The 1,123-nt window shown below is 29.9% G+C and carries 1 protein-coding gene; it reads right to left on the reverse strand.

The window, feature by feature from the left end:
* A partial coding sequence (locus EHS15_RS19075; RefSeq protein ID WP_167884170.1) for a hypothetical protein occupies nt 1-1,123 on the reverse strand: 1,123 nt, incomplete at both ends.

Below are 1,123 nucleotides of genomic sequence, written 5' to 3' on the forward strand. Positions count from 1 at the left end.
TTTCCACCTCTAACAAAGAGTATTCTTCTGAAAATTTTGAAAACCAAACACGTGCATTACTATATGAATAGGAAAGGGAAAAAATTCGAATATATTCGCTACAATAGTATTTAAATGCACTAGGGCTTATACTGTGAGATCGAGTCCCTTTATTCTCAGCAATGTAGGTTATTTTTCGTTTACGATAATCAGAGTCATAACTTACTTTCTCAATTCTATGTGAGTCAAATTCTTTATGCAAGTATAGTCTTAAATAATGTGTCATAAAAATTTCCCGCGTATCTATTGCTAATATCCCTTCCTTGCTTTCATATGTAATTTTCCTATCATCAGGGGAATGACGATCGGTATATACTTCAAATCGAATACAATTATTTTTTTCAATGCTCATCTCACGAAAGGTTGGATGCTTGTTTAGATCAGTCCTAAGATCAAGAAACATTGATTTATTTAAATTGGAATATATTGAATTATAATAAAGATAAATACCTAAATGAAAAATCCCTAAGGCTTCTTTATCTTCAATCGAAGCTGTACCGTTATTGGCTTTTCCGGTATAAAAATCTAGAAACTTAGGAAGCGTATTTTCAACTGCCTTTGTAATTTTATCAATTAATTCTGAATTTTTACTAGATCTAATTGAATTTCTATCAATTGTTAGCCAATAATCTGCCTTTTCATCAAAAAGATTAGCAGTGATATCAAATAAATAAAATTGTGTATGATTATGGTCCTTAACTGGTTGTCCTCGATAAAGGATGTTAATAGATCTGGTATTTAGCCTTGGCTTTAACTCAATTTCAATCATCATATCCGAATCAAAGAATTTAGGATTATCATTAAATTTCAAAATTCTTGTATTCTGATTTTCAATATTGACTCCATCTAGGGAAATCGTAAAATGACTTCCCTTTGCAAATTTGATAATAGAGTCCTTTAATTTTGCTTGTAAAATAGGAAATGAGCTAAATACAATAGGATCGAATTCTTTCATTAGCGTAATGACATTTAAAGAATCTTCACTAAAATTAAAATTATCAGGGATCGAATCAAATTTCATTTCAAACTCAAGTTTTGTACCATGCTCAAATTGAAAATGGTTCAATCTTTGAGCTAATATACG

The organism is Leptospira idonii, assembly GCF_004770995.1.
GTDB lineage: Bacteria > Spirochaetota > Leptospiria > Leptospirales > Leptospiraceae > Leptospira_A > Leptospira_A idonii.